The organism is Limimaricola variabilis (assembly GCF_014195545.1).
In the GTDB taxonomy this organism is placed as follows: Bacteria; Pseudomonadota; Alphaproteobacteria; order Rhodobacterales; family Rhodobacteraceae; genus Limimaricola; species Limimaricola variabilis.
The window spans coordinates 415,217-438,662 of the sequence record NZ_JACIBX010000001.1 but is presented as its reverse complement, the minus strand read 5'-3'; the positions used below and the strand labels follow the sequence as shown (position 1 = coordinate 438,662).

Sequence of the window (23,446 nt, the reverse complement as noted above, 5' to 3'; positions counted from 1 at the left end):
ACAGGCTGCTGTTTCCGGTGGCCATCGTGCTGGCGCTTGGCGCGGCCTTGCAACTGACCGCACCCTGATCGTCCTTTCGGGTCCGGGAAGTTTTGACAACGCCCCGATTGGCCGATACTTCCCTTGACCAAGAAACGACGCGTGGCAGGGATGGTGACGATGACGGCTCGCAGCAGAGGCGCCTTGGCGCGCAAAATGACGGGTGCCGCGAGCATGGCTGCCCTGATCGCGGCGATCAGCGCGGTGGCTCCGGCCCTCGCGCAGGATTTCCGATTTGACCAGGTCTCGGTCGAGGGCAACCGCCGGATCGAAACCGGCACCATCCTGACCTATGCCGGCATCGCCCGGGGCGAGACGGTGAGCGCCGCGGCGCTCAACGACGCGGGCCAGCGGATCCGCGAAAGCGGGCTGTTCCAGAATGTCGAGATCCGTCCCGAAGGCGGTCGGCTGGTGATCGCGGTGACCGAGTTCCCGACGATCAACCGCATCAGCTTCGAGGGCAACGCGAAGGTCAGCGACGAGGATCTGGCCGGGCTGATCTCCGCGACCGAGCGCCGGGTCTACAACCCGGTACAGGCGCAGGCCGACGCCGATGCGATCGCCGCCGCCTATGCCGAGCGTGGCCGGATCAACGCCGTGGTGCGCCCGGCGCTGATCGAGCGCTCCGACAACCGGGTCGATCTGGTCTATCAGATCACTGAGGGCAACGTGACCGAGATCGAGCGGATCTCCTTCACCGGCAACCGCGCCTTTTCCGACCGCCGCCTGCGCGGCGTGCTGGCCACCCGTCAGGCGGGCCCGCTGCGTCAGCTGATCAAGAGCGACACCTTCGTCGCCGACCGCATCGCCTTCGACCGGCAGATGCTCACCGATTTCTACCGTTCGCGCGGCTACATCGATTTCGAGGTGCTCGACGTCGATGCCGAGCTGACCCGCGCACGCGATGCCTACCTGTTGACCTTCAACGTCCGCGAGGGGCAGCGCTACCAGGTCAGCAAGATCGGCATCGCCAGCGAGATCCAGGGCCTGTCCACCGCGCGCTTCGACGAGGCGATCCGCCTCGACCGGGGCGACTATTATTCGCCGACCGCGGTCGAGGACGACATCGCCCGCATGGAGCGGATCGCGATCCGCGACGGCATCGACTTCCTGCGGATCGAGCCGCGCATCACCCGCAACCCGCGCGACCTGTCGCTCGAGGTGACCTACGTGCTGACCCGCGGTGAGCGGATCTTCGTCGAGCGGATCGACATCGAGGGCAACTCCACCACGCTCGACCGGGTGGTCCGACAGCAGTTCCGCACCGTCGAGGGTGACCCGTTCAACCCGCGCGCCATTCGCGAGAGCGCCGAGCGGATCCGTGCGCTGGGCTACTTCTCCGACGCGCAGGTCAATGCCCGCCCGGGCACCGAGCCCGGCTCGGTCGTGATCGACGTTGATGTCGAAGAGCAGCCGACCGGCTCGCTCTCCTTCGGCGCCAACTACTCGACCGATAACGGCTTCGGCCTTGTCGCGGGCTTCAAGGAGCGTAACTTCCTCGGCCGCGGCCAGCTTTTCAGCCTCGATCTGTCGACCAGCCAGAACGACCGTCGGCTGGCCTTCGACTTCGCCGAGCCCGCCTTCCTGGGCCGTGATCTGCGCTTCGGCTTCGGCGTCGATTACCGCTCCACCGACAACGACGCGGCGCTCTACGACACCGATACCTTCCGGATTTCGCCCTCCTTCACCTTCCCGGTGAGCGAGAATGGCCGGCTGCAGACCTTCTACGCCGCCGAATACACCGACATCACCGATGTCGACAGCTCGGCGAGCAAGATTATTCTGGAAGAGCGCGAGGAGGCCGGCGTCTGGACCAACTCGGTCGGCTATTCCTACAGCTACGACACCCGCCGTTCCGGCCTCGATCCGGACACGGGCGTGCTGCTGCGCTTCGGCCAAGAGTTCGGGATCGGCGACGAGGCCTTCGTCAAGACCACTGCGCTGGCTTCGGCCGAAACCCGGGTGCTGGGCGAGGACGTGCTGCTGCGCGCCACGGTCGAGGGCGGCATGCTCAACCACGCCGACGGCACCACCCGCGTCACCGACCGCTTCTTCATGGGTAGCCGGATCATGCGCGGCTTCGAGCCCGGCGGCATCGGGCCCCGGGACGAGGACAGCGAAGACGCTCTGGGGGGCAACAAGTACGCCGTCACCCGGCTCGAGGCGGAATTCCCGCTCGGTCTGCCCGAGGATTACGGGATCACCGGCGGTGCCTTCGTCGATTACGGCTCGGTCTGGGAGGTCGGCTCGACCCGCGGAACCGATGCCACGGTTCTCTATGACGACTACACGCCGCGCGCGGTGGTCGGTGCCTCGATCTTCTGGGACACGCCGCTCGGACCGCTGCGCTTCAACTTCACCGAAGCGCTGCAGGCCGAGGAGTTCGACGAGACCCGCAACTTCGACTTGACCATCTCCTCGCGCTTCTGATGCGACGCGCGGCGGCGGTTCTCGGCGTCGTCCTGGCGCTGTCGCAGCTCGCGCCTAGCCCGCTCCGGGCGCAGGTGCAGCCGACGGTGGCGCAGGTGCTGGTGCTCGATACCGAGCGGCTCTTCACCGAGAGCCTGTTCGGGCGCAGGCTCGCGGATGATCTGCAGGCCAAGACCGAGGCGCTCATCGAGGAAAACCGCCGGATCGAGGCGGAGCTGACCGCCGAGGAGCAGGACCTGACCCGGCGCCGCCCATCGATGGCTCCGGCGGACTTCCGCGCCGAGGCCGACGCCTTCGACGCCCGGGTTCAGGAGATCCGCCGCGAGCGCGACGCCAAGGAGCGGGCGCTGCAGCAGGAGGCGGCAACCGGGCGCGAAACCTTCCTCGCGGCCTCGGGCCAGGCGCTGGGACAGCTCATGCTGTCGCGCGGCGCGGCGGTGATCCTCGACCGGCGCACCGTCTTCCTCTCCACCGGGGCGGTCGACATCACCGACGCAGCCATCGCCGCCGTCGACGAGGCAATCGGTGACGGCAGCGCGGCGACGGAGCCCGACACGGCACCCGAGAGCGCGGGCGAGACGGCGCCGCGCTAGGCCAGCCCGGCTTGCCGCGCCGGGGGCGGCTTGCTACTCAGGGGCCGAAATGGCCCCCGAGGGAAGGACGAGACCGACATGACCGAAACCCCCGAGACGGGCCCGACCACCGCCGACATCCAGCTGATCCAGCGCATCCTGCCGCATCGCTACCCGTTCCTGCTGGTGGACCGCGTGATCGACATCGACGGCACCAAGAGCGCCACGGGGCTCAAGAACGTCACGATGAACGAGCCGCATTTCCAGGGGCATTTCCCGGGCACGCCGATCATGCCGGGCGTCACCATCGTCGAGGCGATGGCGCAGACCGCCGGGGTGATGGTCGGCGCCTCGATGGGGCTCGTCGACGGCAACATGCTGATCTACTTCATGGGCATCGACAACTGCAAGTTCCGCCGCAAGGTGGTGCCGGGCGACCGGCTCGAGATGCGGGTCGAGACCACGCGCGGCAAGCCGGGCGGCAAGGTCTGGCGCTTCAAGGGCGTGGCCACGGTCGAGGGCGAGATGGCCGCCGAGGCCGAGTTCACCGCGATGATGGACCTGCAGGGCAAATGACCACGATCCACCCATCGGCGGTGATCGAGGACGGCGCGCGGATCGGTGATGACTGCCGGATCGGCCCGTTCTGCCACATCGGGCCGCAGGTGGTGCTGGAGTCCGGGGTCGAGCTGAAATCCCATGTCGTCGTCACCGGCGACACGGTGATCGGCGCCGACACGCTGGTCTTTCCCTTCGCGGTGATCGGAGAGATCCCGCAGGATCTCAAGTTCGGGGGCGAACATACCCGCCTCCGGATCGGCGCGCGCAACCGGATCCGCGAACACGTGACGATCAACACCGGCACGGCGGGCGGTGGCGGCGAGACGCGGGTGGGCGACGACTGCCTGCTGATGGCCGGCTGCCACGTGGCGCATGACGTCATGGTCGGCGACCGGGTGATCCTCGTCAATCACGCCGCCGTTGCCGGGCATTGCGTGATCGGCGACGACGTGATCGTCGGCGGGCTCTGCGGCATCCATCAATGGGTCCGGATCGGCCGCGGCGCGATCATCGGCGCGGTGACGATGGTGACCAACGACGTCATTCCCTTCGGTCTCGTGCAGGGGCCGCGTGGTCGGCTCGACGGGCTCAACCTCGTCGGGCTCAAGCGGCGCGGCACCTCGCGCGAGGAGATCGGCGCGCTGCGCGCGGCCTTCCGCGCGCTCAAGGAGGGCGAGGGCACCTTCCACGAACGCGCCGCCGGGCTCGGCGGCGTCGAGAGTGAACTGGTGCGCGAATTGTCGGACTTCGTCTCGGCCGCGAGCGACCGGCAGTTCCTGACCCCGCAGGGCTGAGACGGTGCTGGCGCTCTTGGCCGGGACCGGCGCCTTGCCCGCCGCGATCCTCGCGCAGCGGCCCGAGGCGCTGGTTTGCGAGATGGCGGGCGTTCCGGTGAGCGCCCCCGAGGGCGCCACGCGGATCGGCTACCGGATCGAGACGCTGGGCACGCTGCTGGCCGAGCTCCGGGCGCGCGGCGTTACCGAGATCTGCCTTGCCGGGGCGATGAGCCGCCCCGCGATCGATCCCGCTGCCATCGACGCGGCCACCGCGCCGCTCGTGCCGCGACTGATGGGCGCGATGGGGCAGGGCGACGACGCGACCTTGCGGGCGGTGATGGCGCTGCTCGAGGAGCAGGGCTTCGCCCTGCGCGCCGCCCATGAGATCGCGCCCGAATTGCTGCCCGGACCCGGCACGCTCGGTGCGGTGCCCTTCACGGATGCCCTCGATGCCGATGCAGGCCGCGCCGAGGTGGTGCATCGCGCCATGGCCGAAGCCGATGTGGGCCAGGCCTGCGTGGTGCGCAGCGGGCTCTGCCTCGCGGTCGAGGCGCTGCCCGGCACCGACTGGATGCTGGCGAGCCTGTCGGGCGGCGAGGCGCGTGGCGGGCTGCTCTTCAAGGCGCCCAAGCCCGGTCAGGACCGGCGTGCCGACCTGCCGGTGATCGGCCCGGCCACGGTCGCGGGCGCGGCCCGGGCAGGGCTGGCGGCCATCGTGATCGAGGCGGGCGGGGTCTTGTTGCTGGAGCGCGCGGAGACGATCGCGCTGGCCGACCGTCACGGCATCGCGCTGGTGGCACGCTGATGCGGGTTTTCGTGGTCGCGGGCGAGCCCTCGGGAGACCGGCTGGGGCAGGCGGTCATGGCCGGGCTGAAGGCGCTTGCGCCAAGCGTGAGCTTCGAGGGCGTCGGCGGGCCCGGAATGACTGCCGAAGGGCTGTCGAGCAGGTTCCCGATGGAGGAGCTGTCGGTGATGGGCATCGCCGAGGTGCTGCCCCGCTATCGGCAGCTCATGCGCCGCCTCGACGAAACCGCGCGCGCGGTGATCGAGACCGCCCCCGACATCCTATTGACCATCGACAGCCCGGATTTCGGCCTGCGCGTGGCGCGGCGCGTGAAGGCCGCCGGTGCGCCGGTGCGCTGCGTGCACTACGTTGCGCCGAGCGTCTGGGCGTGGCGACCGGGGCGTGCGGCCAAGATGGCGCGCAGCATCGATCAGGTGCTGGCGCTGCTGCCCTTCGAGCCGCCCTACATGGAAGCGGCGGGGATGGAGTGCGACTTCGTCGGCCACCCGGTCGTCGCCGAACCGCAGGCCACCGAGGCGGAGGCGCGGGCCTTTCGCGACCACCACGGGATCGGTGACGCGCCGCTGGTCCTTGCGCTTCCCGGATCGCGGCGGGGCGAGGTGCAGCGCCTGTCAGAGACCTTCGGCGCGGCGCTTGCCCGGGTGCAGGCGGCGCTGCCGGAGGCACGCGTGGTGCTGCCCTGCGCGGCACCGGTGGTCGACCTGGTACATGCCGAAACCCGCCATTGGTCGGTCGCGCCGCTGCTGATCGATCCCGCGCGGGACGTCGATGGGTCCGATAAGCGCGCAGCCTTCCGCGCCGCCGACGTGGCGCTCGCCGCGTCGGGCACCGTCTCGCTGGAACTGGCCGCCGCCGACACGCCGATGGTGGTGGCCTACGACATGGGCTGGATCTCTCGGCAGATCATCGGGCGGATGCTGCTCACCGACACGGTAACGCTGGTGAATCTGGTGAGCGAGACCCGCAGCGTGCCGGAGTTCCTCGGCAAGAACTGCCAGCCCGAGCCGATCGGTCGGGCGCTGCTGCGGGTGCTGGAGCGCCCCGAAGCCCAGCGCGCGGCGCTGCGCGAGACGATGCTGCGGCTCGGCGCTGGCGGGGAGCCGCCCGGGCTTCGGGCGGCACGCGCGATCCTGGCTCGGGCGGGCTGAGGAACGATTTCCCGAGAAGTTGGCGCAACTCTTCGAAGTGATGCGCCCTCAGCGGCCCTTCCAGATCCAGCCGCCGCCCAGCACACGGCTGCCTTCGGTGGCGTAGAACACGCAGGCCTGCCCCGGCGAGACGCCCTGCTCGGGCGACAGCAGCTCGACCTCGGCCTCGGTCGCGTTGATCGGGCGGATCACCGCGGGGGCGGGCGGCCGGGTGGAGCGGACGCGCACCAGCACCTCGCGCTCAGCCAGGTCGGCAAAGCCGCCGCCACCGATCCAGTTGACCTCGCGGATCGGCACCCGGCGGGTGGCCAGCATCTCCTTGGGGCCGACCACGACGCGGCGGTTGTCGACGTCGAGCTTCACCACGTAGAGCGGCTCGTCGAGACCGCCGATGCCGAGGCCGCGGCGCTGGCCCACCGTGTAGTGGATCAGGCCCCGATGCTCGCCGAGCACCCGGCCGTCGGCATGGACGATCTCGCCCGGCTCGGCCGCGCCGGGGCGCAGCTTCTCGATCACCGCGGCGTAGTTGCCGTTGGGCACGAAGCAGATGTCCTGGCTGTCGGGCTTGTCGGCGACCGACAGCCCGTAGCGTGCGGCCAGCGCCCGCGTCTCGGCCTTGGAGGCCAGCCCGCCCAGCGGAAAGCGCAGATAGTCGAGCTGTTCCTGCGTGGTCGAGAACAGGAAATAGCTCTGGTCGCGGTTGGCGTCGGCGGCCGAGTGCAGTTCCGCCCCCTCGGCCCCCATTTCGCGGCGAATGTAGTGGCCGGTGGCCATGCAGTCGGCGTCGAGATCCTTGGCCGTGGCCAGGAGGTCCTTGAACTTCACCCGCTCGTTGCAGCGGATGCAGGGGACCGGCGTCGCTCCGGCGAGGTAGCTGTCGGCGAACTCGTCGATCACCGCCTCGCGGAAGGTGTTCTCGTAGTCGAGCACGTAATGCGGAAAGCCCATCGCTTCGGCCACGCGGCGCGCGTCGTGGATGTCGCGTCCGGCGCAGCAGGCGCCCTTCTTGGCCAGCGCCGCGCCGTGGTCGTAGAGCTGCAGGGTGACGCCGACGACGTCGTAGCCCTCTTCCTTGAGCTGCGCGGCCACCACCGAGCTGTCGACGCCGCCCGACATGGCGACGACCACGCGGGTCTCGGAGACGGGCTTGGTGAAGCCGAGCGAATTGAGCGGAGCGTCGAGCGGCATGGGGCGATCCTTGGCGCGGGGGAAGAGGCACGGGGGCGCGTCGATCGGGCCGCAATATATGAAAATGGCCCCCATTCTCAACCCCCCGCTTCACCGCTCCTTAGCGCGTACCGGTCAGGCTCTGTCCCGGGGTGAAAGGAGAGTGGGAATGTATCTTCGCAAGATCGACGGGCCACGGGCGGTGACGCTGCCCGATGGCCGCATGTTGACGCGCGCCGACCTGCCGGCGCGGGACACCGGGCGCTGGGTCGCGTCGCGCAAGGCGCGGCTTCTGTTGGGAATTGCTTCGGGGCTGATCTCGCGCGAGCGTGCGATCGCGGATTACGGGCTGTCGGAGGAAGAGCTCGCGAGTTGGGAGCGGCTGGCCGCGCGGCACGGCTGCAAGGGGCTGCGGGCGATCTCTATCCAGAAGTATAGACAACCATAACGTGTAATGCCATGCTGGGTGAACGGTAACGGTGAATTAACCGTCCGCTGGCTTACTCGCCTCGATAGCGGACCCGGCACATGGAGGGGATGGAATGCGCGTCTTGCTGGTGGAGGATGACCCGACCACGTCGAAGAGCATCGAGTTGATGCTGACCCATGCCAATCTCAACGTCTATGCCACCGACATGGGGGAGGAGGGCATCGATCTGGCGAAGCTCTACGACTATGACCTGATCCTGCTGGACCTGCACCTGCCGGACATGAACGGCCACGAGGTACTGCGCCAGATCCGGCTCAACCGGATCGAGACGCCGATCCTGATCCTGTCGGGCGATGACGGCACCGAGAGCAAGCTCAAGGGCTTCGGCTTTGGCGCCGACGATTACCTGACCAAGCCGTTCCACCGCGACGAGCTGGTGGCGCGGATCCACGCGATCATCCGGCGTTCCAAGGGCCATGCGCAATCGGTGATCACCACCGGCGCGGTGTCGGTCAATCTCGACGCCAAGACGGTGGAGGCGGGCGGCCAGACGGTGCATCTCACCGGCAAGGAATACCAGATGCTCGAGCTGCTGAGCTTGCGCAAGGGGACCACGCTGACCAAGGAGATGTTCCTCAACCACCTCTATGGCGGCATGGACGAGCCGGAGCTGAAGATCATCGACGTGTTCATCTGCAAGCTGCGCAAGAAGCTGGCGCAGGCCACGGGCGGCGAGCATTACATCGAGACGGTCTGGGGGCGGGGCTACGTGCTGCGCGATCCCGAGCCGAGCGTCGCGGCCTCGCCGCTCGCCATCGGCGCCTGAGCCGCTCCGCTCTCTGGACGCCCCCCCGCCGGGCTTCTAGGTTGGCCGCGCGGGCGGATCGGCCCGTGACGAGGACCGAGGGAACGGCATTGACGGCGGAACAGGATCTGCGCGCGACGGATGTCGCGGCACTCACCGAGGCGCAGGCGGCGGAGGAGCTGGAACGGCTCGCGGCCGAGATCGGGGCGGCGAACACCGCCTATCACGCCGAGGATGCGCCGCGGATCAGCGACGCGGATTACGACGCGCTGCGCCGCCGCAACGCCGAGATCGAGGCCCGGTTTCCGTCGCTCAAGCGGGCGGACAGCCCCTCCGATCAGGTCGGCGCCGCCCCGGCCGACGGGTTCGGCAAGGTGCCCCACGCGGTGCGGATGCTGTCGCTCTCCAACGCCTTCACCGACGAAGAGGTGGTCGATTTCGCGGCCCGGATCCGCAGGTTCCTGGGTCTGGCCGAGGACGCGCCGCTCGATTTCACCGCCGAGCCCAAGATCGACGGGCTGTCGCTGTCTCTGCGCTACGAGATGGGCCGGCTGGTCCGCGCCGCGACCCGCGGCGACGGCGCCGTGGGCGAGGACGTCACCGCCAATGCCCGCACCATCGACGACATTCCCGAGACGCTCGACGGCGCGCCCGACGTGCTGGAGGTGCGCGGCGAGGTCTATATGAGCCACGCCGACTTCGCGGCGCTCAACGCCCGTCATGCCGAGCGCGGCTCCAAGACCTTCGCCAACCCGCGCAACGCCGCCGCCGGGTCGCTGCGCCAGCTCGACCCCGAGATCACCCGGTCCCGGCCGCTGCGCTTCTTCGCCTATGCCTGGGGCGAGCTGTCGGCGCCGCTGGCCACGCATCAATACGACGCCATCGCCCGGCTGCAGGCGCTGGGCTTCTGCACCAACCCGCTGACCCGGCGTTGCGACACCATCGAGAAGATGCTCGACGCCTATCGCGAGATCGAGGCGAGGCGTGCCGATCTGGGCTATGACATCGACGGCGTGGTCTACAAGGTCGACGACCTGTCGTTCCAGCGCCGGCTCGGCATGCGCTCGACCACGCCGCGCTGGGCGATGGCCCACAAGTTTCCGGCCGAACTGGCCTGGACCACGTTGGAGAAGATCGAGATCCAGGTGGGGCGCACCGGCGCGCTGTCGCCGGTGGCGCGGCTGAAGCCGGTGACCGTCGGCGGCGTGGTCGTCTCCAACGCCACGCTGCACAATGAGGACTACATCCGGGGACGCGATTCCCGGGGTATGGAGATCCGCGAGGGCCGCGACATCCGCGAGGGCGACCGGGTTCAGGTCTACCGCGCCGGCGACGTGATCCCCAAGATCGCCGATGTCGATCTGGCGCGCCGTCCCAAGGACAGCGTGCCCTATGTCTTTCCCGATCACTGCCCCGAATGCGGCTCTGCCGCCCCGCGCGAGGAGGGCGACGCGATCCGCCGCTGCACCGGCGGGCTGATCTGCCCGGCCCAGGCGGTCGAGAAGCTGCGCCATCTGGTGAGCCGCGCCGCCTTCGACATCGACGGGCTGGGCGCCAAGCAGGTCGAGCAGTTCCACCGGGACGGCTGGATCCGCGAGCCGGCCGACATCTTCACCCTGCGCGAGCGCTTCGGCACCGGCATGCAGCAGCTCAAGAACCGCGAGGGCTGGGGCGAGAAGTCGGCCAACGCGCTCTTCGACGCGATCGACGCCGCGCGCCGCGTGCCGCTGGCGCGGATGCTGTTCGGCCTCGGCATTCCGCATGTCGGCGAGGTCGCGGCGCAGGTGCTGGCCCGGCATTTCGGGACATGGGAAGCGCTGATCGCCGCCATCGACGCCGCCGCGAGCGAGCCGGCCGCGCAGGCCGAGGACGACAAGGCCCGCAAGGCCGCGCTGCCCGAGAGCCCGCACTGGGCCGAGATCACCGGCATCGACGGCATCGGCTTCACCGTCGCGGTGAGCCTCGTCACCGCGATGAGCCAGGAGGGGGAGCGCGGCTCGGTCGACCGGCTGGTCGCGCATCTCGATATCCAGCCCGCCGAAAAGCCCCGCGCCGAGGGCAGTCCTGTCGCCGGCAAGATTGTGGTCTTCACCGGCACGCTCGAGCGGATGACCCGTGCCGAGGCCAAGGCGCGGGCCGAACAGCTCGGCGCCAAGGTGGCGGGCTCGGTCTCCGGCAAGACCGACCTGCTCGTCGCCGGGCCCGGCGCGGGCTCCAAGGCCGCCAAGGCCGAGGCACTGGGGGTCGAGGTTCTGGACGAGGACGGCTGGCTCGCGCTGATCGGCGACGCATGAGCGCCAAGGGCCGTCCCGAGATCCTGTTTCCGCTGTTCGGGGATCTGCAGAAGCTCAAGGGGATCGGGCCCAAGAGCGTCGCCGCCTTCGAGGCGGCGGGGCTGGCGCGGCCGCGCGACCTGCTGCTGACTCTGCCACATTCGGGGATCGACCGCGCCCGCAAGCGGTCGATCCGGGACGTCGTGCCGCCCGCCGTGGTGACGGTCGAGGTCGAGGTGGTGCGCCATCACCCGGCGCCCGCCAAGGGAAAGCCTTGGCGGGTCACGGTCGAGGATGCCGAGACCGCGTTCCAGCTCGTCTTCTTCCATGCCCGGGGCGATTACGTTCCCAAGCTGCTGCCCATCGGCGAGAGGCGCATCGTCTCGGGCAAGGTCGAGCTGTTCGACGGGCTGGCGCAGATGGTGCATCCCGATCATGTTCTGCCGATCGAGAAGGAAGACGAGATCCTCGCCTTCGAGCCGGTCTACCCGCTCTCCAACGGGATCACGCAAAAGCAGATGGCTCGCGCCGCGCGTTCCGCTCTCGATCTCGCCCCCGATCCGGCGGAGTGGATCGACCCGGGCCTGCTCAAGCGCGAGGGCTGGCCCTCCTGGCGCGAAGCGCTCAGCGTCGCGCATGCCCCGCAAGGCATCGGCGATCTGTCCTCCACCCACCCGGCGCGGCTGCGCCTCGCCTATGACGAGTTGCTGGCACACCAGATCACCCTCGCGCTCGCCCGCGCCACAGCACGCCGGGCCCCGGGGCGGCCCAGCGTCGGCGACAAGCGTCACCGCCGCCGCGTGCTCGCCGCGCTGCCCTATGCGCCCACCGGGGCGCAGGCCCGCGCCGTGGACGAGATCGCCCGCGACATGGCCGCGGAGAGCCGGATGAACCGGCTGCTGCAAGGCGATGTCGGCTCGGGCAAGACTCTGGTCGCGCTGATGGCGCTGCTCATCGCCGTGGAAGCGGGCGGGCAGGGGGTGATGATGGCCCCCACCGAGATCCTCGCTCGTCAGCATCTCGATGGTCTCAAGCCGCTGGCCGAGAGCGCAGGGGTGGTGATCGAGCTGCTCACCGGGCGCGACAAGGGGGCCGAGCGGCGCCGCAAGCTCGAAGCGCTGGCCGAGGGCCGCATCCAGATTCTCGTCGGCACCCATGCCGTGTTCCAGAAGGACGTGGAGTTCCACGATCTCCGTCTCGCCGTGATCGACGAGCAGCATCGCTTCGGCGTGGCACAGCGGATGGAGCTTGGCGCCAAGGGGCGCGGCGTCGACGTGCTGGTGATGACCGCCACCCCGATCCCGCGCAGCCTCGCGCTCACGCAGTATGGCGACATGGATGTGAGCGTGCTCGACGAGAAGCCGCCCGGCCGTTCGCCCGTCACCACCGCGCTCGTCTCGAACGAACGTCTGGACGAGGTGGTCGACAAGCTGCGCGCCGCCATCGCCGAGGGGCGGCAGGCCTACTGGGTCTGCCCGCTGGTGGAGGAGAGCGAGGTCTCCGACATGACCGCCGCCGAGGAGCGGTTCAAGCGCCTGCGCGCCGCGCTGGGCGAAGGCGTGGTTGGTCTGGTTCACGGCCAGCTGCCGCCGGCCGAGAAGGACGCGGCGATGGCGCGCTTCGTCGCAGGCGAGACCAAGGTGCTGGTGGCCACCACCGTCATCGAGGTCGGGGTCAATGTGCCCGCCGCCTCGATCATGGTGATCGAGAGGGCCGAGAATTTCGGGCTGGCGCAGCTACACCAGCTGCGGGGCCGGGTCGGGCGCGGCAGCGCCAAATCGACCTGCCTGCTGATGTACCAGCCGCCGCTGGGTGAGACCGCGCGACGGCGGCTCGGGATCATGCGCGAGACCGAGGACGGGTTCCGGATCTCGGAGGAGGATCTGTCGATGCGAGGGGCGGGTGACGTGATCGGCACCGCCCAGTCCGGCCTGCCGCGATTCCGCATCGCCGATCTGGAACGTCACGCCGGGCTGATGGCTCTGGCGCAAAGCGACGCGCGCACGCTTCTGACCATTGATCCCGGGCTCGAAGGAGAACGGGGACGCGCCGCGCGTGTTCTCCTGTGGCTGATGGAACAGGACCGGGCGATCCGCCTGATCTCGGTCGGCTGAAAAAGTTCTATTTAATTTCAGTATCTTATATAAAATCGCGCAAAGTGTTCTCATAAAGTTCTTTACAGAACGCCGCCCCGATGAGAACAAAGTGGCAACAGGAGCAGAGAGGAGACGAGGTTATGGCACGCGAAATCAAACTGGTCGTGGATCGTTCCCGCGACACGCTCGTGGCCGACGCGCTGGGCGCAGCCTCTCTCATGATCCTGTTGTTCGTCGGATTGTGGCTGCCCGGCCTGATCTGATCTGCCCGGATCCATTCCCGGTCGTCACGCGCCCCGGTCCCGCAAGGCGTCATTGGCGGATCGCCCGTCCGCCACTCGGAGCCTCGCTCCGACGCGACACCGGAGCCTGAAGGATCCCGCCTGCGCCGCCGCCATCCCCCGGGATGCGCGGCGGTTTTTTCTGATCAGGCGCTCGCGCTCTGTCGCGCTCGTGCCTCTTCGAGTGCTTGGGTGGCGGCCTCGATAGCGAGAAGGATCGAGGCATGGCGGTTGCGGTATTCCCGAGCGGCCTGAAGCACCTCGAACTCCTCGAAGGGCGCGTCCGGCACTGGCCCGTCCTCGGTCAGCATGGCGCGCAGCTGGTCGCGGGCCCGGCTCAGCTCGGCATGGTCGCGGCCGATCACCGCGCCGCCGACGATCGAAGCCGCCGCTTGACCCAGCACGCAGGCCTTCACGTCCTGCCCATAGCCGGTCACCCGGCCGTCATCGACCGTCACGTCCACCGTAACCGTCGAGCCGCAGAGCGGCGCGCGACGGCGCACCGTGGCGTCGGGCGCGGCCAGCCGTTCGGTCAGCGGCATCTCGGTGGTGAGCGCCAAGATACGCTGCGAATAGAGCTTGATCAGGTCGGTCTCGCCGCTGGCGCGCTCGGTCATGTTTGCCTCTCTTCCATCGTCCCTCTAGATAGGCACGACGCCCCGGGATGCAAAAGGTTTGTGCCGATGTTCGACCCCAAGACGCTCCGCTACGACGCCAACGGGTTGATCCCCGCCATCGCGCAGGAGGCCGCAACCGGCGAAGTGCTGATGATGGCCTGGATGAACGCGGCCTCGATCGAAAAGACGCTCGCCAGCGGCAAGGTGACCTACTGGTCGCGCTCGCGTCAGGAGTTCTGGGAGAAGGGCGCGACCTCGGGCAATCAGCAGAAATTGGTCGAGATGCGCGTCGATTGCGACCGCGATTGCCTGCTCCTGCAGGTCGAGCAATCCGGTCCGGCCTGCCACACCGGGCGGCGCAACTGCTTCTATTCCGCCGTCCAGAACGGCGACGAGGTCGAGATCGCCAGCCCTATGTGAGGCCGACCATCCGGCGAATATCGGCGGGCGTCGCGCCGTCGGCCCGGTAGAGGCCGATGGCGCGCGCATCGTCGCGCTTGGCGAGGCGGCGCCCCGTTTCGTCACGGATCAGCCGGTGATGATGGTAGTCCGGCACTGGCAGGCCGAGCAGCCGTTGCAGCAGAACGTGCAGCGGCGTTGCCTCCTGCAGGTCGCGACCGCGCACCGCTTCGGTGACGCCCTGCGCCGCGTCGTCGATCACCACGGCGAGGTGGTAGGAGGTGCCCATCTCGCGCCGGGCCAGCACCGGGTCGCCGACGCTGTCGATCAGCGTCTCGGGCGCGATTTCGCGCGGACCCGGTGCTTCGCCGGTCTCATTCCATCTCAGTGGTCCGTCGATCTGCTCGATCGCCTTGGCAAGGTCGAGCCGTAGCGGCAGGTCGGCAGGCAGGGGACCGCCGCGCGCGCGGCCCCGGCAGGTCCCCGGGTAGATCATGCCATCGGGGCCGAAACGGGGCCCGCCTTCCTGCGGCGAATTCGCAGCCTCAAGGATGTCGCGACGGTTGCAGTGGCAGGGATAGAGCAATCCGGCGGCCCAGAGCCGGTCGAGCGCCGCGCGGTAGGCCGGCAGTCTCTCGGATTGACGCATCACCGGCTCGGGCCAGTCGAGGCCGAGCCAGCGCAGGTCGTCATAGATGCGCCGTTCCCATTCCGGCTTGGACCGCTGGCGGTCGATATCCTCGATCCGCAGCAGGAACCTGCCCCCATCGGCCCGCGCCTGGGCGGTCAGCGCCGAGAAGGCGTGGCCCAGATGCAGTGGCCCGGTGGGCGACGGCGCGAAACGGGTGACGCGCATTCAGCCGCGCTTGACCGCGCTCTGATGAATGATCAGCCAGGCCAGCAGGATGAAGATCGGATGGCCGAGACCGCCCGAGATCAGGATGGCGGGGAACCAGATCACCAGCACCACCATGCCGAGGATAACCCGGCCGGTGAGCATGATGGCGACGGGCGGCAGCAGCAGCGCGAGAATATAGAGCATCGGTCGTCCATTCGTTGTCTGCCCCCGAGATGTGGTCCCCGGGGCCGCGCGGCAAGGGCTCAGGCGGTGGCCGTCTTCTGCCCGTCGAGCCAGGCCTGCCAATCCTCCTTGGCGCGGTCGGTATAGCCCTTGTAGCGATCCTTGCGGCCGCGCCGCCCGCCGCGCACGCCGTCGAGCGGCGGGAACAGACCGAAATTGACGTTCATCGGCTGGAAGGTCTTGGCCTCGGCGCCACCGGTGATGTGGGTGACGAGCGCGCCCATCGCTGTGGTCTGTGGCACGGCAGGCACCGAGTCCCCGAGGATCTCCGCGGCGGCGAGACGGCCCGCCAACAGACCCATGGCCGCGCTTTCGACATAGCCTTCGACGCCGGTGACTTGGCCCGCGAACCTGATGTTGGGCCGTGCCTTCAGCCGCATCTGCTCGTCGAGCAGCGTAGGGCTGTTGAGGAAGGTGTTGCGGTGAATCCCGCCAAGCCGAGCGAAACGTGCATTCTCAAGGCCGGGAATCATTCTGAAAACATCGGTTTGCGCGCCATACTTCATCTTCGTCTGGAAGCCGACGATGTTGTAGAGCGTGCCGAGCTTGTTGTCGCGGCGCAGCTGCACCACGGCGTAGGGCTTGGTCTGGGGGTCGTGCGGGTTGGTCAGGCCGACCGGTTTCATCGGCCCGTGGCGCAGCGTCTCGCGCCCGCGCTCGGCCATCACCTCGATCGGCAGGCAGCCGTCGAAATAGCCCGCCGTCTCACCCTCGTGGAACTCGGCCTTGTCGGCGGCGAGCAGCGCGTCGATGAAGGCCTCGTGCTGGTCCTTGGTCATCGGGCAGTTGATGTAGGCGGTCCGCTCTTCTTCGGTCTCGCCCTTGTCGTAGCGCGACTGAAGCCACGCCTTCGACATGTCGATGCTGTCGGCATAGACGATCGGCGCGATCGCGTCGAAGAAGGCCAGCGCGCCGGTGCCGGTGACCGCGGAAATCGCCTCGGCCAACGCCGGAGAGGTCAGCGGGCCGGTGGCGAAGATCCAGTTCCCCGTCTCGGGCAGCTCGGTCACTTCCTCGTAGCTGACGGAGACGTTCGGATGCGCCTTGAGCTGCGCCGTCACATCGGCGGCGAAGGGGTCCCGGTCGACTGCCAGCGCGCCGCCGGCGGGCAGGCGGTGACGGTCGGCGGTCTGCATGATCAGGCCGTTCGCGGCCCGCATCTCCCAATGGAGCAGGCCCACCGCGTTCTGCTCGTCGTCATCCGAACGGAACGAGTTGGAGCAGACCATCTCGGCGAGGTCGCCGGTGCGGTGCGCGAAGGTGGCCACCTTGGGGCGCATCTCGTGCAGGATGACGGGGATGCCGGCATTCGCGGCCTGCCAGGCGGCTTCGGAGCCGGCCATGCCGCCGCCGACGATATGAAGGGGTTCTGTCATGGCGCCCAGATAGGCGGGCGCGCGGGCAAAGAAAAGCCCCGTCCAGCGGACCGGACGGGGCGATCTGTCATTCCTCGGGCGTGACCGCCTCGACCGCGTCGCCCTGATCGGCGATCCGCGCGACCGAGACGACCTCTTCGCCGCGGCCGGTGTCGAACACCTTCACGCCGCCCGCCGAGCGGGAGCGGAAGGAGATGCCGTCCACCGGCACCCGGATCGACTGGCCGGCGGAGGTGACCAGCATGATCTGGTCGCCGGTCTCGACCGGGAAGGCCGAGACGATCGGGCCGCCGCGCATCGTCTTGTCGGTGGCGTTGACGCCCATGCCGCCGCGCCCGCGCACCGGATAGTCGTGGCTCGAGCTGAGTTTGCCGGTGCCGCGCGCCGAAATGGTCAGGATCAGCGTCTCGGAGGCCGACATCTCGGCGTAGCGCTCCGGGCTGAGCGCGCCTGCGACCACGCCTTCGTCGTCATCCTCGGCCTCGGCATCATCGGCGAGTCCGGCCATGGCGCGGCGCATTTTGAGATAGGCGACCCGCTCCGAAGCCTCGGCCTCGAAATGGGGGATCACTGCCATCGACACCACGTGGTCGTCATCCGCGAGCCGGATGCCGCGCACGCCGGTCGAGGAGCGGCCCTGGAACACCCGCACGTCGGTGGTGCGGAAGCGGATCGCCCGGCCCGAGTCGGTGACCAGCATCACGTCGTCATCCTCGGAGGCGATGCGCGCGTTCACGAGGCTCACGCCCTCGGGAAGCTTCATCGCGATCTTGCCGTTGCGCATGACGTTGGTGAAGTCGGACAGCGCGTTGCGGCGCACGTCGCCCGCGGAGGTCGCGAAGACGATCTGCAGGTCGGACCATTCCTCCTCGGGGCGGTCGACGGGCATGATCGCGGCGATCGAGACGCCGGTCGGGATCGGCAGGATGTTGACGATCGCCTTGCCGCGCGCGGTGCGCCCGCCCAGCGGCAGTCTCCAGCACTTGAGCTTGTAGACCATGCCCTCGGTGGTGAAGAACAGCATCTGGTCATGCGTGTTCGCCACGAAGAGCGAGGTGACGACGTCGTCTTCCTTGGTCTGCATCGAGCCCAGGCCCTTGCCGCCGCGCCGCTGGGAGCGGAACTCGGCAAGCGGCGTACGCTTGATGTAGCCGCCCTGGGTCACGGTGACGACCATGTCCTCGCGCTCGATGAGGTCCTCGTCCTCCATGTCGCCGGCCCAGTCGACGATCTCGGTGCGGCGCGGCACGGCGAAGAGATCGCGCACCTCGCGCAGCTCCTCGCGGATGATTGTCAGGATACGTTCGCGCGACGACAGGATGTCGAGATAGTCGCGGATCTTCTCGGCCAGCTCCTGCAGCTCGTCCGTCACCTCCTGCACGCCGATCTGGGTCAGGCGCTGGAGCCGCAACTCCAGGATCGCGCGGGCCTGCGCCTCGGAGAGGTTGTAGGTGCCGTCCTCGTTCACCGGGTGGAGCGGGTCGTCGATCAGCTTGATGTATTCGATGATCTCATGCGCCGGCCAGTTGCGCGTCATCAGCTTCTCGCGCGCATCCGCCGCGTCGGCCGAGGAGCGGATCGTGGCCACGACCTCGTCGACGTTCGACACCGCGACCGCGAGGCCGCACAGGATGTGGCTGCGCTCGCGCGCCTTGCGCAGCAGGTAGGCCGTGCGCCGGGCGATCGCGTCCTCGCGGAAGTCGAGGAAGGCGGTGAGGAAGCCGCGCAGGGTCAGCGTCTCGGGACGGCCGCCATTGAGCGCGAGCATGTTGCAGCCGAACGAGGTCTGCATCGGCGTGAAGCGGAACAGCTGGTTCAGCACCACGTCGGGGGTCGCGTCGCGCTTGAGCTCGACGACGACGCGCACGCCGTTACGGTCGCTTTCGTCCTGGACGTGGGCGATGCCCTCGATCCGCTTGTCGCGCGCGGCCTCGGCGATCCGGTCGATCATCGACGCCTTGTTCACCTGGTAGGGGATCTCGTCCACGACGATGGCGTAGCGGTCCTTGCGCAGCTCCTCGACATGGGTCTTGGAACGGATGATCACCGAGCCGCGGCCTTCGAGATAGGCCTTGCGCGCGCCGGAGCGGCCGAGCATCAGGCCGCCGGTTGGGAAGTCGGGGCCGGGGACGATCTCCATCAGCCCTTCGGAGGACATGTCCGGATCGTCGATCAGCGCGAGGCAGGCGTCGACCACTTCGCCGAGATTGTGCGGCGGGATGTTGGTCGCCATGCCGACAGCGATGCCGCCCGCGCCGTTGACCAGCATGTTCGGGAAGCGCGCCGGCAGGACGGTCGGCTCGCGGTCCTTGCCGTCGTAGTTGTCCTGAAAGTCGACCGTGTCCTTGTCGATGTCCGACAGCAGGAACGCCGCCGGCTTGTCCATCCGGACTTCGGTGTAGCGCATGGCCGCCGCGTTATCGCCGTCCATCGAGCCGAAGTTGCCCTGGCCATCGAGCAGCGGCAGCGACATCGAGAAGTCCTGCGCCATCCGCACCAGCGCGTCGTAGATCGCGCTATCGCCATGCGGGTGATACTTGCCCATCACGTCGCCCACGGGGCGGGCCGACTTGCGGTACGGCTTGTCGTGGCTGTTGCCGGTCTCGTGCATGGCATAGAGGATGCGCCGATGCACGGGCTTGAGCCCGTCGCGCAGATCCGGGATCGCGCGGCTGACGATCACGCTCATCGCGTAATCGAGGTAGGAGGTCTTCATCTCCTCGACGATGGAGACCGTGGGGCCGGAGGGCACGGGGCGCTCGGGCGTGGAATCGTCGGTCTCGGGTGTGTCGGGAATGTCGCTCACGGGGGGAGGCCTGCTGTCTTGTGACTGCTATATCTTGTGAGCCGAAGCTATAGCACCCGCGCCATATGGGGCGCAACAGAGGATGGGCCGGTCCTTTGGCAGCCAGCAAGGCAAGTGGCTAACAATTTGGGATAATTGACTTTTTGGGGCTTCATGCTGGAATCGTGGGGCGGGGTCAAGCCCGCGGGTCACGCAAGGAGGCCTGAATGTCGCGAAACGCCACCGAAACCGAGCTGATGCTGAAGGGATATGGCCTGACCACAGCCGAGTTGTTCTACCGCATGCCGGACTACCGGCACGTGCTCAACAGCTTCGTCTGGCAGGAATACGACCTCGCGCCGGACCACCCCAAGTTGTTCGGGTTCATCGAGTTCTGGCAGGACGAGATCGAGGGACCGCTGCACTCGGTGCGCTTCACCCATCGCAAGCTGATCGCGCCGGGCGAATGGCGCAACGTGACCGGCGAGTTCCACTACCACTGAGGGCGCGGAACCCGCCTTGGTCTCAGACGCCGCGCGGAGTGGGGCGGTCGAACACGCGCCGGCCCATCAGAGAGGCGGTGAGTTCCACCATCAGCGCCGCAGTGCGGCCGCGCTCGTCGAGCGAGGGGTTGAGTTCGACCAGGTCGAGCGAAGCGACGAGGCCCGAATCCGACAGCATTTCCATCGCCAGGTGGGCCTCACGCACGGTGGCGCCGCCCGGCACGGTGGTGCCGACAGCCGGGGCCACCATCGGGTCGAGGAAATCGACGTCGAGCGAGACATGCAGAATGCCGTTCGCGGCCTCGACCCGCTCGAGGAACTCAGACAGGGGGCGGGCGATGCCGACCTCGTCGATCATCCGCATGTCCACCAGCGTGGCGTCGCCATCCTCGAGCGCGGCGCGCTCCTCGGGGTCGACGCTGCGCAGGCCGATCATGCCGACCTGGCTGACGGGAACGGTGGCGGGCAGGGCGGGGAAGGCGTCGAAGCCCTCGCGCCCGGTGACATAGCCCAGCGGCGTGCCGTGCAGGTTGCCGGTGGTGGTGGTGTCGGGGGTGTGGAAGTCGCTATGCGCGTCGAGCCACAGCACAAAGAGCGGGCGGCCGACGGTCTCGGCATGTGCGGCCATGCCCGCCACCGAGCCGAGCGACAGAGCATGGTCGCCGCCCATGAAGATCGGAAAGCCGTTGGGCGCCTGCTCGCGCGCGGCGCGCATCAGCGCCGCGGTCCAGCCGACATTGAGCGCCAGTTCGTGCACCGCGCCGTTGCGCGGCGGCGCCACCTCGACTTGGTCGGGGGCGACGTTGCCGATGTCGGTGACGCCATGGCCCAGTGCCGCCAGCGTTTCGGCCAGCCCGGCGGTGCGATAGGCATCGGGGCCCATGAGACAGCCGCGGCGGCGCTTGCCGCAATCCACCGGGGCGCCGATCAGGATGCAATCAGTCATGGCGCGGATCATGCGCGGGCTTGCGCGCCCGGACAAGGGGTGTCCTCGGGGGAACCGTCAGCTGCGCCGCAGCGCCGAGACCCAGAGCGCCACTAGGACCAGCGAGAACAGCGCGTTCCAGCTCGCCATCGACAGGCCCAGCATCTCCCAGCTCACCACGTCGCACATCACCAGTCGCGGCCCGTCGGTGGCCAGCAGGTCGCCGCCCGAGAGCGAGCCCAGCGAGGGGCCGCTGCCGGTGCAGCTCGACGGACCCTCCCACCAGTCGCGCTCGACGCCGGTGTGAAAGACCCCGATCGCGGCGGTGGTGGTGGCGGCCAGCGCGCCCAGCAGCGGCAGTACGCGCCCGGGCAGCATCATGGCGATGATGCCGATCGCGATGGCGATGCCGTGCGGCCAGCGCTGCCAGATGCACATCGCGCAGGGGGGGTAGCCCAGCGCCTGGAAGATGAAGGCCCCGCCCAGAAGCGCGGCGGAGCCGAGCGTGGCGAGCAGGATGGTCAGTTGGCGGCTCACAGATACCTCGTCGCGTAGAAACCGGCGAAGAGCATGGCGCAGAAGACGGTGAAGACCAGCCCCAGCCGCCGCTCGATGAAGTCGCGCGCCACGTCGCCGAACACCCGCAGGATCGCCGCGACGAGGAAGAAGCGCGCGGCGCGGGCGATGATCGAGGAGAGGATGAACACCGGCAGCGACAGGCCGGTGACGCCCGAGGCGATGGTGATCACCTTGAAGGGAAAGGGCGTGACGCCTGCGATCAGCACCGCCCAGGCGCCCCAGTCGTTGTAGCGCACCCGAAACTCGTCGAACTTCTCGGCCTTGCCGTAGAGATCGAGCACCCATTGCCCGAGGCTGTCGAACAGAGCCGCACCGATCCAGTAGCCCAGAAGCGCGCCCGCCACCGAAGCCAGCGTGCAGACCAGCGCGATGATCCAGGCCCGGCGAGGTCGGGCGACAATCATCGGGATCATCAGCGCGTCTGGCGGGATTGGAAAGACCGAGGATTCGGCAAAGCTCACCGCGCCCAGCGCGGGAAGCGCATGGCGGTGGGCCGCCAGCGAGATCGTCTTGTCATAGATGCGGCGCAGCATGGAACCCGGATCGCTCGTGAAACGTCACCCTGTCAGGACCACGGCCCCGCGCCGGGGTCAACCTCGCACAGGGTCTCAAGGGAGAACGGTCTCGTGAAATGGCGCGGACGCCGTGGAAGCGGCAACATCATCGACAGACGCCGCATGGGTGGGCGCGTCTCGGGCCGACGCGGCGTGGCAGTGGGCGGCGCCGGCGGCTTCGGCCTGCTGGCGATCGTCGTGGTCGGCTACTTCCTCGGCGTCGATCTGACGCCCCTGCTCGACGAGGGGCAGATGCAGACCGGCGGCGGCGGAGAGATCACCGCCGCAGACGACGAGGCGGCGCAGTTCGTCTCGGTCACCCTCGCCGACACCGAGGAGATCTGGGCCGACATCTTCCAAAGCGAGCTCGACGCCACCTACGACCCCGCCGAGCTGGTGCTGTTCAAGGGCGCGACGCAATCGGCCTGCGGCGGCGCCTCGGCGGCGACGGGCCCGTTCTATTGCCCGCCCGAGGAGCGCATCTTCCTCGATACCGGCTTCTTCACCACGCTCGAGCGTCAGCTCGGCGCGCGCGGCGACTTCGCCGCCGCCTATGTCGTGGCGCATGAGGTCGCGCATCACGTGCAGAACGAACTGGGCGTGCTGGACGAGGTCAACGCGGTGCGCCAGCGCAGCGACGAGGCGACGTCCAACGCGCTGTCGGTCCGGATCGAGCTTCAGGCCGACTGCTTCTCCGGCATCTGGGCGCGCCGCGCCGAGGCGATGTTCGGCTCGCTCGAACCCGGCGACATCGAGGAGGCGATGAACGCCGCCGCGCGGATCGGTGACGACACGCTGCAGCGCGAGGCCAGCCGCACCGTGCGCCCCGACAGCTTCACCCATGGCTCGTCCGAACAGCGTCAGCGCTGGTTCGCCACAGGCTATGAACGTGGCAGCGTGGCCGCCTGCGACACCTTCGCCACCGACCGGCTCTGAGCCGCGTTGACGGGATCGCGGGGCCGGTCTATGCGGGTCGGGCGTGCCGGTGTGGCGGAATGGTAGACGCAGCGGATTCAAAATCCGCCGCCCACAAGGCGTAAGGGTTCGAGTCCCTTCACCGGCACCAGATCGCATCCCATGACTAGGAGTTGGATGCGATCCGCACGGCACATCGACGGGCCGAGGCCGGATTTGCCCGTCAGTTCTCCGTCACGCCTTCGCCAAGCTTCTTCTGGTGCTCTCCGCTCAACCGAGCGCTTGAGATTCGTGGATGCCCTATAGCGAAGGGCCGGGCAGATGCCCGG

General features: G+C 68.6%; 23 protein-coding genes and 1 tRNA gene. 15 read left to right on the top strand and 9 right to left on the bottom strand.

Annotated elements, in window-relative coordinates:
- The first annotated feature begins 213 nt into the window (after positions 1–213).
- From bamA to lpxB, 6 genes are all read left to right on the top strand, one after another.
- Complete coding sequence (bamA, locus tag FHS00_RS02085; RefSeq protein ID WP_183469380.1) at positions 214–2,469, top strand: outer membrane protein assembly factor BamA; 2,256 nt, start codon at positions 214–216, stop codon at positions 2,467–2,469.
- Entirely contained in the window at positions 2,469–3,062 is a 594-nt protein-coding gene (locus FHS00_RS02080; RefSeq protein ID WP_183469378.1) for an OmpH/Skp family outer membrane protein, read from the top strand. Before bamA ends, FHS00_RS02080 begins: the two co-directional genes overlap by 1 nt.
- Before the next feature lie 78 nt (positions 3,063–3,140).
- Entirely contained in the window at positions 3,141–3,617 is a 477-nt protein-coding gene (fabZ, locus tag FHS00_RS02075) for a 3-hydroxyacyl-ACP dehydratase FabZ (protein WP_183469376.1), read from the top strand.
- Positions 3,614–4,396 carry an acyl-ACP--UDP-N-acetylglucosamine O-acyltransferase gene (gene lpxA, locus FHS00_RS02070; protein ID WP_183469374.1) on the top strand — a complete coding sequence of 261 codons (783 nt, stop codon included), beginning with the start codon at positions 3,614–3,616 and terminating at the stop codon, positions 4,394–4,396. The genes fabZ and lpxA overlap by 4 nt, the downstream gene beginning before the upstream one ends.
- A 4-nt stretch (positions 4,397–4,400) precedes the next feature.
- Entirely contained in the window at positions 4,401–5,183 is a 783-nt protein-coding gene (locus tag FHS00_RS02065) for a UDP-2,3-diacylglucosamine diphosphatase LpxI domain-containing protein (RefSeq protein ID WP_183469372.1), read from the top strand.
- Positions 5,183–6,331, top strand: coding sequence for a lipid-A-disaccharide synthase (gene lpxB, locus FHS00_RS02060; protein ID WP_183469370.1), 1,149 nt, complete (start codon positions 5,183–5,185; stop codon positions 6,329–6,331). The genes FHS00_RS02065 and lpxB overlap by 1 nt, the downstream gene beginning before the upstream one ends.
- 48 nt (positions 6,332–6,379) lie before the next feature.
- Here lpxB and mnmA read toward each other — a convergent pair whose 3' ends face one another.
- Positions 6,380–7,519: a tRNA 2-thiouridine(34) synthase MnmA gene (gene mnmA, locus FHS00_RS02055; RefSeq protein ID WP_183469368.1), complete on the bottom strand. Its 1,140-nt coding sequence runs from the start codon at positions 7,517–7,519 to the stop codon at positions 6,380–6,382.
- 148 nt (positions 7,520–7,667) lie between these two features.
- On the opposite strand from mnmA, the gene sciP reads away from it, so the two are divergent.
- From sciP to FHS00_RS17845, 5 genes are all read left to right on the top strand, one after another.
- The gene (gene sciP / locus FHS00_RS02050; protein ID WP_183469366.1) at positions 7,668–7,946 is read left to right on the top strand and encodes a CtrA inhibitor SciP; all 279 of its coding nucleotides are present in this window, start codon (positions 7,668–7,670) and stop codon (positions 7,944–7,946) included.
- 94 nt (positions 7,947–8,040) lie between these two features.
- Positions 8,041–8,754 carry a response regulator transcription factor CtrA gene (gene ctrA, locus FHS00_RS02045; RefSeq protein WP_183469364.1) on the top strand — a complete coding sequence of 238 codons (714 nt, stop codon included), beginning with the start codon at positions 8,041–8,043 and terminating at the stop codon, positions 8,752–8,754.
- A 65-nt stretch (positions 8,755–8,819) separates the two neighbouring features.
- Positions 8,820–11,027, top strand: coding sequence for an NAD-dependent DNA ligase LigA (ligA, locus tag FHS00_RS02040; RefSeq protein ID WP_425486017.1), 2,208 nt, complete (start codon positions 8,820–8,822; stop codon positions 11,025–11,027).
- On the top strand, positions 11,024–13,120 hold the full coding sequence (recG, locus tag FHS00_RS02035) for an ATP-dependent DNA helicase RecG (RefSeq protein ID WP_183469362.1): 2,097 nt from the start codon (positions 11,024–11,026) through the stop codon (positions 13,118–13,120). The genes ligA and recG overlap by 4 nt, the downstream gene beginning before the upstream one ends.
- A gap of 122 nt (positions 13,121–13,242) precedes the next feature.
- The gene (locus FHS00_RS17845; protein WP_281372245.1) at positions 13,243–13,365 is read left to right on the top strand and encodes a hypothetical protein; all 123 of its coding nucleotides are present in this window, start codon (positions 13,243–13,245) and stop codon (positions 13,363–13,365) included.
- A 164-nt stretch (positions 13,366–13,529) separates the two neighbouring features.
- On the opposite strand, the gene FHS00_RS02030 is transcribed toward FHS00_RS17845, so the two are convergent.
- Positions 13,530–14,000, bottom strand: a complete 471-nt coding sequence (locus FHS00_RS02030) for an iron-sulfur cluster assembly scaffold protein (RefSeq protein WP_183469360.1) — start codon at positions 13,998–14,000, stop codon at positions 13,530–13,532.
- Positions 14,001–14,066: 66 nt separating this feature from the next.
- Between FHS00_RS02030 and hisI the strand changes: the two genes are divergently transcribed.
- Positions 14,067–14,420 carry a phosphoribosyl-AMP cyclohydrolase gene (gene hisI / locus FHS00_RS02025; RefSeq protein ID WP_183469358.1) on the top strand — a complete coding sequence of 118 codons (354 nt, stop codon included), beginning with the start codon at positions 14,067–14,069 and terminating at the stop codon, positions 14,418–14,420.
- Here hisI and gluQRS read toward each other — a convergent pair.
- The 4 genes from gluQRS to gyrA form a co-directional block, all read right to left on the bottom strand.
- The gene (gene gluQRS, locus FHS00_RS02020) at positions 14,413–15,255 is read right to left on the bottom strand and encodes a tRNA glutamyl-Q(34) synthetase GluQRS (RefSeq protein WP_183469356.1); all 843 of its coding nucleotides are present in this window, start codon (positions 15,253–15,255) and stop codon (positions 14,413–14,415) included. The two genes, hisI and gluQRS, sit on opposite strands and share 8 nt — an antisense overlap.
- Positions 15,256–15,441 carry a hypothetical protein gene (locus tag FHS00_RS02015; protein ID WP_085896641.1) on the bottom strand — a complete coding sequence of 62 codons (186 nt, stop codon included), beginning with the start codon at positions 15,439–15,441 and terminating at the stop codon, positions 15,256–15,258.
- A gap of 59 nt (positions 15,442–15,500) precedes the next feature.
- Positions 15,501–16,856 carry a methylenetetrahydrofolate--tRNA-(uracil(54)-C(5))-methyltransferase (FADH(2)-oxidizing) TrmFO gene (gene trmFO, locus FHS00_RS02010; protein ID WP_183469354.1) on the bottom strand — a complete coding sequence of 452 codons (1,356 nt, stop codon included), beginning with the start codon at positions 16,854–16,856 and terminating at the stop codon, positions 15,501–15,503.
- 67 nt (positions 16,857–16,923) lie between these two features.
- Positions 16,924–19,662, bottom strand: a complete 2,739-nt coding sequence (gene gyrA, locus FHS00_RS02005; RefSeq protein WP_183469352.1) for a DNA gyrase subunit A — start codon at positions 19,660–19,662, stop codon at positions 16,924–16,926.
- A 206-nt stretch (positions 19,663–19,868) separates the two neighbouring features.
- Here gyrA and FHS00_RS02000 point away from each other — a divergent pair, with 206 nt between their 5' ends.
- Positions 19,869–20,144 carry an usg protein gene (locus tag FHS00_RS02000; protein ID WP_183469350.1) on the top strand — a complete coding sequence of 92 codons (276 nt, stop codon included), beginning with the start codon at positions 19,869–19,871 and terminating at the stop codon, positions 20,142–20,144.
- A 22-nt stretch (positions 20,145–20,166) separates the two neighbouring features.
- Here the strand turns inward: FHS00_RS02000 and rocF are convergent, their stop codons facing one another.
- The 3 genes from rocF to FHS00_RS01985 are packed head-to-tail and all read right to left on the bottom strand — an operon-like array spanning position 20,167 to position 22,181.
- On the bottom strand, positions 20,167–21,090 hold the full coding sequence (gene rocF, locus FHS00_RS01995) for an arginase (protein WP_183469348.1): 924 nt from the start codon (positions 21,088–21,090) through the stop codon (positions 20,167–20,169).
- 57 nt (positions 21,091–21,147) lie between these two features.
- The gene (locus FHS00_RS01990) at positions 21,148–21,606 is read right to left on the bottom strand and encodes a disulfide bond formation protein B (protein ID WP_183469346.1); all 459 of its coding nucleotides are present in this window, start codon (positions 21,604–21,606) and stop codon (positions 21,148–21,150) included.
- Positions 21,603–22,181: a YqaA family protein gene (locus tag FHS00_RS01985; protein ID WP_183469344.1), complete on the bottom strand. Its 579-nt coding sequence runs from the start codon at positions 22,179–22,181 to the stop codon at positions 21,603–21,605. The genes FHS00_RS01990 and FHS00_RS01985 overlap by 4 nt, the downstream gene beginning before the upstream one ends.
- Positions 22,182–22,274: 93 nt before the next feature.
- Here FHS00_RS01985 and ypfJ point away from each other — a divergent pair, with 93 nt between their 5' ends.
- On the top strand, positions 22,275–23,138 hold the full coding sequence (ypfJ, locus tag FHS00_RS01980) for a KPN_02809 family neutral zinc metallopeptidase (RefSeq protein ID WP_183469342.1): 864 nt from the start codon (positions 22,275–22,277) through the stop codon (positions 23,136–23,138).
- A gap of 45 nt (positions 23,139–23,183) precedes the next feature.
- Positions 23,184–23,268: transfer RNA gene (locus tag FHS00_RS01975), tRNA-Leu, on the top strand.
- Positions 23,269–23,446: the final 178 nt, after the last annotated feature.

Coding starts and splice junctions, on each gene's coding strand:
- recG (WP_183469362.1), top strand. CDS start 11,024: ATGAGCGCCAAGGGCCGTCCCGAGATCCTGTTTCCGCTGTTCGGGGAT.
- FHS00_RS02030 (WP_183469360.1), bottom strand. CDS start 14,000: ATGACCGAGCGCGCCAGCGGCGAGACCGACCTGATCAAGCTCTATTCG.
- mnmA (WP_183469368.1), bottom strand. CDS start 7,519: ATGCCGCTCGACGCTCCGCTCAATTCGCTCGGCTTCACCAAGCCCGTC.
- sciP (WP_183469366.1), top strand. CDS start 7,668: ATGTATCTTCGCAAGATCGACGGGCCACGGGCGGTGACGCTGCCCGAT.
- hisI (WP_183469358.1), top strand. CDS start 14,067: ATGTTCGACCCCAAGACGCTCCGCTACGACGCCAACGGGTTGATCCCC.
- FHS00_RS01985 (WP_183469344.1), bottom strand. CDS start 22,181: ATGCTGCGCCGCATCTATGACAAGACGATCTCGCTGGCGGCCCACCGC.
- FHS00_RS02080 (WP_183469378.1), top strand. CDS start 2,469: ATGCGACGCGCGGCGGCGGTTCTCGGCGTCGTCCTGGCGCTGTCGCAG.
- FHS00_RS02015 (WP_085896641.1), bottom strand. CDS start 15,441: ATGCTCTATATTCTCGCGCTGCTGCTGCCGCCCGTCGCCATCATGCTC.
- ctrA (WP_183469364.1), top strand. CDS start 8,041: ATGCGCGTCTTGCTGGTGGAGGATGACCCGACCACGTCGAAGAGCATC.
- rocF (WP_183469348.1), bottom strand. CDS start 21,090: ATGACTGATTGCATCCTGATCGGCGCCCCGGTGGATTGCGGCAAGCGC.
- bamA (WP_183469380.1), top strand. CDS start 214: ATGGCTGCCCTGATCGCGGCGATCAGCGCGGTGGCTCCGGCCCTCGCG.
- FHS00_RS02000 (WP_183469350.1), top strand. CDS start 19,869: ATGTCGCGAAACGCCACCGAAACCGAGCTGATGCTGAAGGGATATGGC.
- trmFO (WP_183469354.1), bottom strand. CDS start 16,856: ATGACAGAACCCCTTCATATCGTCGGCGGCGGCATGGCCGGCTCCGAA.
- gluQRS (WP_183469356.1), bottom strand. CDS start 15,255: ATGCGCGTCACCCGTTTCGCGCCGTCGCCCACCGGGCCACTGCATCTG.
- FHS00_RS17845 (WP_281372245.1), top strand. CDS start 13,243: ATGGCACGCGAAATCAAACTGGTCGTGGATCGTTCCCGCGACACGCTC.
- fabZ (WP_183469376.1), top strand. CDS start 3,141: ATGACCGAAACCCCCGAGACGGGCCCGACCACCGCCGACATCCAGCTG.
- lpxA (WP_183469374.1), top strand. CDS start 3,614: ATGACCACGATCCACCCATCGGCGGTGATCGAGGACGGCGCGCGGATC.
- lpxB (WP_183469370.1), top strand. CDS start 5,183: ATGCGGGTTTTCGTGGTCGCGGGCGAGCCCTCGGGAGACCGGCTGGGG.